Raw genomic sequence first — 7,993 nt, 5'->3', positions numbered from 1 at the left:
CCGAGGGAATACCGGAGCCGACGGATAACACTAACTTAGAGATAAAAGCTGTCTGAATATAACGGGTCAAGATCAATTCCGAGTAATCACTGCATATTCTGTTATCCAGACATGTAATAACTATTGCAGGATTTTATCCTGCTTTTTAATAGTGTTAATCATAAATTCCCTAAGCTTGCCGACGGTATTTCTTTCTTAACCTACTGCGTTCAACCAAATTACCATTATCGTCATAATATCTACTCGGCCAGATTTCAAAAGGATGCATATTTAACGCTTGAGCTATGATGCTTTCACCCTTAGGCCATGGGCGGACCAAGGTATTCGCCAGTGTGCTTGAACAGAGACCAGACTGACGGGACAAGCCAGCCAAGGTCGTTCCTTGTTTTCGTAACGCTGCGATGATATCTGCCTTGTGCCAATCTTTTTTCATCTTTTCGCCTTCTCATTGGTAATGACCTGACGGTCGACATTAAGAACCCATAGGGAACAGTTTTACCCTAGGTACTCACATCCGCCCTAATGGAAACTCAGAGAGATGTTTATGCTTTTGCATAGTAAAAGTATGCCCGATTGGTGATTTTATGCACTGCACAAAAGACACCTTGAAAATTTCTTTTTTTTATGAAAGCGAAAAGAGCAAATTTTTAAAAACACGATACATTGATATACTGGACTTTTTTGTAAAAATCATATATACGAAGGTCCTCCCGGCGATGCCTGTAAAACGGATAACCTCTGGTTTTCGGGCCGCAGCGGATGAAACACTCAGAGTAAAGTACACCACCGGCAGCGCCGGAAGGCCTATGCTGATTTCCGCGTTCAGATCCGCCGTAACGCGTTGAGCCTGCGGCGCAATCGCGATACCGGATTGTATCGCTGATTGAATGGGACCAAAGCATGACGCTTGCTGTTGTGTATATTCTGTGCGCCAGCATTTATCGGTAATGTTGTTTGCTCGACATGGGGCAATCTCTTCACCTCGGTTGAAAGGCTAATCGGTGTGCATAAATAGACATGCTGTAGGAAAGTGGATTATGGTGCAATTATTTTACCTATCTCAATATTCAGAATAAACGAAACAGTTGCGCATGGAACAACTGGCTAATGATAGAAATGCCCATCCAATTTTTCGTATTCTCTGATAACAAAAGTATTGAGGAGATTTTTTCTCTTTGTATACTCTTTGACATTCAGCATCAATCTACGATTCTTACTGTCTAATGGTCAAAAGCCAACATCAGGGATGATCCTATTGCCATCTTTATCGCCCAACCCTCGAATCAATAAAACAAGATAAATAATGTCAAATGGAGTTATTATGAAAAAATCATGGGTTGGTTTGCCGCCCTGATGATGATGGGTGTGATACACTTAGTGCATTGGAAGCGATGACTGAAGCTTAACGTATCGCCTTCGCACCGATGCTGTTTCAGTCCGCGCCCTGCCTACGCAATACGGGCATACTGGCTTATCTGGATAAACAAGGCCAGGCGCAGAAAATTTTATCGTTATCTGGAAACGGCACGTTTTCGGGTAAGTCAGCGCTACCGGATATGATTTACGGGCGACAGGGTAAACCCGCGTTCGCCAATGGCCCGTCATTGTGGTTTACCTTCAGCCATTGCGGCGACAACATCGCCTTGTTTCTGAGCGATGAAGGCGAAGTGGGTTGTGATATTGAAGTCATCCAACCGCGCGCCGCCTGGCGCGACCTCGCCGATGCGCTGTTTAGTCCCGGCGAGCGCGCCGGGATAAACGCCGCCCCCGCCCAAGGACAATTCGCGGCTTTCTGGCGCGTCTGGACCCGCAAAGAAGCGTTCATCAAGCAACGCGGCGGCGGCGTATGGCGGGCATTGACAGCGCCGTTCCCCTGCCCGTCTTCCCAACCCTTGCCGGTTGGGCGTGTTAAGTCTGGCGGTGTTTACGCCCACACCATACAGACTGACGACGAGGGATATCGCGTTTATCGGCGCGCAGGAGAGGGCGGTCCGCGATGAAGAAACGCCACTCCACCGCAGTCCTGGTAGACCATCAACTACTTCAGAGACTTATCCACCGCCTCTTTGAGCATCTTGTCCACTGCGCCGGATTGACGCATATCAATGACGAACTTATTCAGAATATCGAGATCTTCTTTCGAGGTGTCCTTTCTCAGGCCGAAACCGGCCGGCAAAGACTGGAGCGGCGGATCGGGTTTAAACACGGCCAAATCCTTGGCATGCGCGGCCACCACAATCATATTCGTCCCGATATCGTCGGCATAGACGTCCGCGCGATGGGATAAAAGCGCCATCGTCGCTTCCTGAGACCCCGGCAGCCGCATGATATGCGCCTTGGTAAATATTTTGCTACAGGCCGTATCGGCAATGGAACCCGACATGACGGCTATCGTGACATTGGGCTTGTCAAAATCGGCGATTTTGGCCGGAGCGGTAAGTTTAGGATTATTTTTGGCATAGGAGAAAGTAACGCTTGAGTAGATAACCGGCGATGAAAACGCGATGCTTTTTTCCCGTTCCGGGGTCTGCGACAATGACATGCCCAGGTCCCACCGGTTGGCCTGGATACCCGCGACCATATTATCCCAACTGGTATTGACCAATTCCGCCTTAACGTGCAGCACGTTGTTGGCAAAATCTTTGCAGAGCTGAACGAAAGGCCCGCCGTACTTTTGCGTAAGCGGATCGCGGATAATATAAGGGGGGGTCACGGCGGTACCGCACCTCAGCACACCCCGTTCTTTAACCTGTTTCCATAAATCGTTTGTCCCTTCCGCCCGCGCAAGAGCAGGTAAAAAAAGGGAAGTCAGAAATAAGCAACAGATCAGTGGCTGGCGTCGTAAAACTTGGGTGAAATACATTTTCATGATTTACCTCAGGCTGAAGTTAGAGATTAGGAGGCTTCCTAACATGACAGACACTTAATGAGTCTATTCAATACAACCGTCACGATAAAGTCCGTGGCCGGGTATATACCCTGTATAATTCAAGTATTGTGGCGGCGAGCGTTCGCAGCCAACCAAAAGGCAACTTGCAGTATGGCGAGTATGAATAAGTCATCAATTAAGCGACCACGACTCATCCATATTGGGGAAAACACCCCATGAATAAAAATAAAAAAACCAGGAAAAATGCAATCCCTGACTATCCTTTGTCACTGTCTTGATGGCGAAAGTACAACATTTCCAGGCACTTGAGAATGTCTTTTGGCTCTTCATCATATTGCTCCTCCAGTACCCCCTGTTCTGATTCCACCGTCATTGTCCATTGAGTGGTATGCGGTGTCATTAAACACTCAGGAAAATTCATGTGATGATGCCAGCGTACTCCCTGCCGCTCAAATACCAACACTTTGCTCAGTAACGGGGACGCGCGCGCCACCGCCTCGCAATCCGGGGGGATTTCCGTACCCAGAATATCATCCCCGTGTAGAAGTTTAACTAACTGCTTATCGACCTCCGGGAAAGTCACCGAAGGCGAAATAGTGATGATGTTATCGGTATTATCCTCAAGCATCACAGCATATCGGTCAGGATAAGGATTAAAATGGCAACCCGGTGAAATTGCGTGTGAATGCCATGCCTTCCCCTGTTTAATTAACTCATGCGCCAACTTAAGCACGTCTTCAATGGGAATTTCATTGTAAACCATACCGAGGTGGTTAATGAATTTTGACATATATCCCTCAGGGTATCAAGTTAATTTAAGCCTATCTCGCGCTTTGTAAAATGGGAAAACCCATCCCCCCAGATATTCTTTTATTGCATGTAAAGGAAGTATTTTGTTTTTACAAACAAAAAGCGGCGAGTCTTCATGGGATAATTCCCCGCTTATCAGTTCAGCTAAAATACGGCCGACGGAAAAACTCAACGCGACGCCTCTTGTCGAAAATCCAATAAAAGAATAAAAATCCACATCATGAATCTGCAAAGAGGGAACCCATTCTTCAGTAATGGCGCAATATCCTTCCCAATAATATTCCAGTTCAATACCTGCCAGGGAAGGGAACAACTCTTGCATCCTCAGCCTGGCATGCGCCATGCCGTATTCTTTACCGGTCGGGGTAAATACCGCGCCGCCCGATTGAAGCCGGCCGAATGAATCCAACCGACCAAAACCGCCGGACTTTCTCAGATCGGTAAATGTAATGCCTTTGGGTAGTACAACCCGGCGTTCCTGCTCGGTCAACGGCCGTGTCATCGTATGGTACAGCCTGACGGGTATCACTGATTTACCCAGGGGCCTCAGAAGGTTCTGGGTGTAGGCGTTGGTGGCAATCAGAACCTTTTTCCCTTTGAAAACCCTTTTGGATGATGCTATCTGATAACCACCACCCACTTTGGCAATACTTGCGACGCGATGGTTTTCCAAGATATCGGCGCCGGCGTCTAATGCGGCCCGGGCGAGCCCTTGCGCAAGGGCATAGGGCTCCACTGTTCCCCCTGATTTCTGGTACCATCCCCCTAAATAGCCATGCGCGCCGGTGTTTTCCTTCACCTCGTCGCCAGAGAGCCAGTGGATATCAACGCCTCTTTTTTGCCATGATTGGTAGACTTTCTGTATCTTATATAACGATTTCTCAGAGTGGCCGGGCTGAATAAAGCCATTTTGTTTAGGATGACACTGGATGCCATACCGCGTGATCTGTTCGAAAAGATAGTCCGGCGCGGTATTCACCAGTTGCGCGTATTTTTCGCCTTTGACTGCGCCCAGGGTATTTTTGACGTCTTCCACGGTCAATGCCCCCGGAAAGGTGGGGACAACCGCCCCGCCGTTACGGCCAGAAGCCCCGCTGCCCACGGAACTCTCGTCAAGAACCAAAACCGATAGGCCCTTTTTCGCGGCGTGCAAAGCCGTAGAAAGTCCGCAGTAACCCGCGCCGACAATGACCAGATCATAGTCATCTTTATCCGTGCGCGCGGGGAGACTGATTTTTTCCTGGCTGACGATTGCCCAATAAACATCGTCAATTTTACCATCTAGCCGCTTATCCATTGACTCTCCCAATCTGCGCGTTGGTCCGGAAATGATTGCCACACTTGCGCGGATTCATCTTTGCTCCCCCTAACGGAATAAATTTCTGGATTTATCGCGTTGTTCAGCCGGCGGCGGCGCGAAAGTCAAAGCGCGACTTTTCACCATTGCCAACTTTTGGTGAATATTGATCATATTTTCCAGATATTTGATGGCCACAGCGGACGAATCCATGACCGGAACCTGTGTTCCAGGAATATGACGATATCCGGCCTTACGTAAAAGCGTGCCATAATACGTACAGCCCACCAAAATAATTTCAGCGCCATCGTCAATGCATTGTTTGGCCACTTTTTCAAATGACGGGATAAACTGTTTTTCCGGCGCGGTCACGGACTCCATCAGCAATTGTGCCGAAGAGTACGGTTTGATGGTGCGAACAGGATTATTTATGGCGCGATCCAGTAAACCATAGGCCATAATATCCCGTTCAATGGCAACTCGGGTTTTGTCCGAAACCGTAATGACGGCAAATTTACGGGCCATCGCCAATGAAGCGAGCATCGATTGCTCTCCCACCGAAGCGACCGGGATATCCAATATTTCCCTGGCCTCCCAGAGCGCATCGTTCCAGCATCCCAAGAACACCCCATCGAATCCCTCGTCCTGCGCCTTTAGCGCTTCTTCCAGCATCAGTACGGAATTGATATGTTCAGCATAAAGAGAGCGAGTAAATCCCGTGCTCATTGCGGGAAAGCGAAAATGAATCGTTGTGTCCTTTTCCGTAATGGCCGCTATATTCGTCTCAATAGCGGACCATAAATCTTCCAGCGCGGCGGTTCTGGCTGTCGGGTGTATCCAGCAAATACGCATACTCACCTCTTTATCTGAAAAATCGTTAGGGCGCCGTCCACATCAACCCATGTTATCTCTCGCCTATCACCTCAATACATCAGCGGACAATCGGACGTTCGGCGGGTATATCCGTGCGATGGGCGCTAACGCATATAAACACCGCCAGAGACAACCATTGTCTCGCCGGTGATGTACCCCGGCGCGGCGCACAGTTTCCACACCCAGTCGGCGACTTCCTCCACTTTTGCCGCCCGTTTCATCGGAACCGCCATCACGCCGTCCTTCAACCGTCCTCCGGCGAGGGTGCCTTCCGTCTCCACCCAGCCCGGCGCAATACTGTTAACCACGATGCCCGCATCCACCAATTCAATGGCTAGGGACTTGGTTAGCGAGACGACCGCCGCCTTTGACGCGCTGTACAACAGTTGATTGGGTGATACCGCAAAAGCGTCCACCGAGGCGAAAAAGAGCATGCATCCCCCCTCCTTCGCCATTAAATCCCGTCCCGTGCGCGCCACGTTCATGGTTCCCAGCACATTGACGTCGAAAATGCGGCGATAAAGTTCGCTGCTATAACTCTGTAAATTGGATACCGGGAAAATGCCGGCGGCATTGATTACCGCCGACAATCTTTCTCCCGCCAGCGAGTCCGCCACTGCGGATTTCAACGCATCAAATTGGGTGATGTCCGCCCGTACCGGGATAAAGTCGTGGCGACTGTCCTGCACCGCCAAATCCACCCCCGCCACCCGCCAGCCTTCCGATAAAAACCGGTCCGCCACGGCTTTGCCCATCCCGGATGCGCTGCCCGTGACAAGGGCGACGGGTTTGCTTCGTTCAGACATGCCTCTCTCCTTATTAGGAAATAGATGGGGTGAAAATCGATTGCACGGCGCCGACATGCACTTTTTCCAGCAGGTCGAGCGTTTTGTCCGTTTCATCATAATTTTGCTGCCAGAGGCGACGAACGATATCAATACGCGCATCCGGCTGTTGCTGGCTCGCCAGTAAGGCGGCAAGGTTTTTCAGGCCCCGCGTTTGCAGTTTCATCATGCGGGCGATCAATCGGGTCTGTTGGCAATACACCGGCCATTGCGCGCCGCGGGGAGCGGCGAGACCGACAAAATACAGGTTCTCAAGCGTGGTGGGCAATGTCATGGCCGCCGTGCGTAAAGGAACGCCATCCCGCCATTCCAGTTGTGCCCCGTCAATAAACGGCAGGGTGGCATGGAAGCCCGTGGCCCAGAGGATATTGTCATATTCCCCTTGATTGCCGTCGGTGAAGGTCACGGTTTTTCCCTGGATACGTTCGATAGCCGGGCGGACGTTAATGCGTCCATGCTGAATCCAATAGAGCAGCAGATTGTTCACCACCGGAGGCTGTTGTTCCAGATCCCATGTTTCCGGCTCCGGCATGCCCGGATAGTTTTTCCAGCTACCCAGCGATGCCAGGATCAGTATCTGGGTCAGTGAGTTCTGTAGCTCCGGCGGCAGCTGGTTGATAAACGGCAGCTCGGCCCGCGGCAAACCAAACAGGGCCTTGGGCTGAAACACCTGGCCGCGGCGCATGACCACATCGGTATCAAACCGGTGTTGCGCCGCGTCCGCCGCCAGGTCGCAGCCGGAATTGCCGCAACCGACGACCAATACACGCCGCCCTTGCAACTGGCTGGTGTTTTGATATTGGCACGAGTGCAGGGAGATACCGGTAAAATCGCCAGACTCGGGGGGAAACGCGGGATCCCACAAATGGCCGTTGGCCACCACGACACCCGCATAGTGGCGAACCTGGCCATTAACAGTGACCTCCCAACCGGCATCCCCTTTATTTCCTAATGGCGCAATATGTTCAACGGTGGAATTAAACTGAATATGGTCATATAAATGAAAGTGCTCAGCATAATTCCGGATATATTCGCGAACCTGGTCACGATTTGGATAGAGCGGATAATCAACCGGCATGGGATAATCATCAAAACAAGAACTGCCCTTGGGGGTAATAAGATGGAGAGCATCATAATCCACATGCCAATGACCTCCCACACGATCCGATTTTTCAAAGCAGTCAGCGTCAATCCCCTGATCGCGAAGTGTCTTAATGGCGGCAAGGCCAGCGGCGCCCGCGCCAATGACGCAATATGGCGGCTGCGATGTCATAATCT

8 protein-coding genes are annotated in these 7,993 nt (G+C 50.5%); 1 reads left to right on the top strand and 7 read right to left on the bottom strand.

The window, feature by feature from the left end; all coding sequences use genetic code 11:
* Window positions 1-169: 169 nt before the first annotated feature.
* Complete coding sequence (locus FCN80_RS08635; protein WP_136989748.1) at window positions 170-433, bottom strand: helix-turn-helix domain-containing protein; 264 nt, start codon at window positions 431-433, stop codon at window positions 170-172.
* A gap of 991 nt (window positions 434-1,424) precedes the next feature.
* On the opposite strand from FCN80_RS08635, the gene FCN80_RS08630 reads away from it, so the two are divergent.
* The gene (locus tag FCN80_RS08630; RefSeq protein ID WP_230492567.1) at window positions 1,425-2,000 is read left to right on the top strand and encodes a 4'-phosphopantetheinyl transferase superfamily protein; all 576 of its coding nucleotides are present in this window, start codon (window positions 1,425-1,427) and stop codon (window positions 1,998-2,000) included.
* Window positions 2,001-2,038: 38 nt separating this feature from the next.
* Here the strand turns inward: FCN80_RS08630 and FCN80_RS08625 are convergent, their stop codons facing one another.
* The 6 genes from FCN80_RS08625 to FCN80_RS08600 form a co-directional block, all read right to left on the bottom strand.
* Window positions 2,039-2,863, bottom strand: a complete 825-nt coding sequence (locus FCN80_RS08625) for a substrate-binding periplasmic protein (protein WP_136989763.1) — start codon at window positions 2,861-2,863, stop codon at window positions 2,039-2,041.
* 283 nt (window positions 2,864-3,146) lie between these two features.
* The gene (locus FCN80_RS08620; RefSeq protein ID WP_136989747.1) at window positions 3,147-3,680 is read right to left on the bottom strand and encodes a hypothetical protein; all 534 of its coding nucleotides are present in this window, start codon (window positions 3,678-3,680) and stop codon (window positions 3,147-3,149) included.
* Window positions 3,681-3,695: 15 nt separating this feature from the next.
* A complete protein-coding gene (locus FCN80_RS08615) occupies window positions 3,696-4,997 on the bottom strand; it encodes an NAD(P)/FAD-dependent oxidoreductase (RefSeq protein ID WP_136989746.1) in 1,302 nt (433 codons plus the stop codon).
* Between the two features lie 69 nt (window positions 4,998-5,066).
* Window positions 5,067-5,849 (bottom strand): aspartate/glutamate racemase family protein, encoded by a 783-nt coding sequence (locus FCN80_RS08610; RefSeq protein WP_136989745.1) that lies wholly within the window; start codon window positions 5,847-5,849, stop codon window positions 5,067-5,069.
* 125 nt (window positions 5,850-5,974) lie between these two features.
* Window positions 5,975-6,676 (bottom strand): SDR family NAD(P)-dependent oxidoreductase, encoded by a 702-nt coding sequence (locus FCN80_RS08605; RefSeq protein ID WP_136989744.1) that lies wholly within the window; start codon window positions 6,674-6,676, stop codon window positions 5,975-5,977.
* Window positions 6,677-6,689: 13 nt separating this feature from the next.
* Entirely contained in the window at window positions 6,690-7,988 is a 1,299-nt protein-coding gene (locus FCN80_RS08600) for a flavin-containing monooxygenase (RefSeq protein WP_136989743.1), read from the bottom strand.
* Window positions 7,989-7,993 lie beyond the last annotated feature (5 nt).

Source organism: Martelella alba (assembly GCF_005217455.1).
Taxonomy (GTDB): Bacteria; Pseudomonadota; Gammaproteobacteria; order Enterobacterales; family Enterobacteriaceae; genus Acerihabitans.
This window is presented reverse-complemented; position numbering and strand designations above follow the sequence as displayed.

Excerpts from the sequence above, each read along its gene's own strand:
- FCN80_RS08635 (WP_136989748.1), bottom strand. The coding sequence starts at position 433 with ATGAAAAAAGATTGGCACAAGGCAGATATCATCGCAGCGTTACGAAAA.
- FCN80_RS08630 (WP_230492567.1), top strand. The coding sequence starts at position 1,425 with ATGCTGTTTCAGTCCGCGCCCTGCCTACGCAATACGGGCATACTGGCT.
- FCN80_RS08625 (WP_136989763.1), bottom strand. The coding sequence starts at position 2,863 with ATGTATTTCACCCAAGTTTTACGACGCCAGCCACTGATCTGTTGCTTA.
- FCN80_RS08620 (WP_136989747.1), bottom strand. The coding sequence starts at position 3,680 with ATGTCAAAATTCATTAACCACCTCGGTATGGTTTACAATGAAATTCCC.
- FCN80_RS08615 (WP_136989746.1), bottom strand. The coding sequence starts at position 4,997 with ATGGATAAGCGGCTAGATGGTAAAATTGACGATGTTTATTGGGCAATC.
- FCN80_RS08610 (WP_136989745.1), bottom strand. The coding sequence starts at position 5,849 with ATGCGTATTTGCTGGATACACCCGACAGCCAGAACCGCCGCGCTGGAA.
- FCN80_RS08605 (WP_136989744.1), bottom strand. The coding sequence starts at position 6,676 with ATGTCTGAACGAAGCAAACCCGTCGCCCTTGTCACGGGCAGCGCATCC.
- FCN80_RS08600 (WP_136989743.1), bottom strand. The coding sequence starts at position 7,988 with ATGACATCGCAGCCGCCATATTGCGTCATTGGCGCGGGCGCCGCTGGC.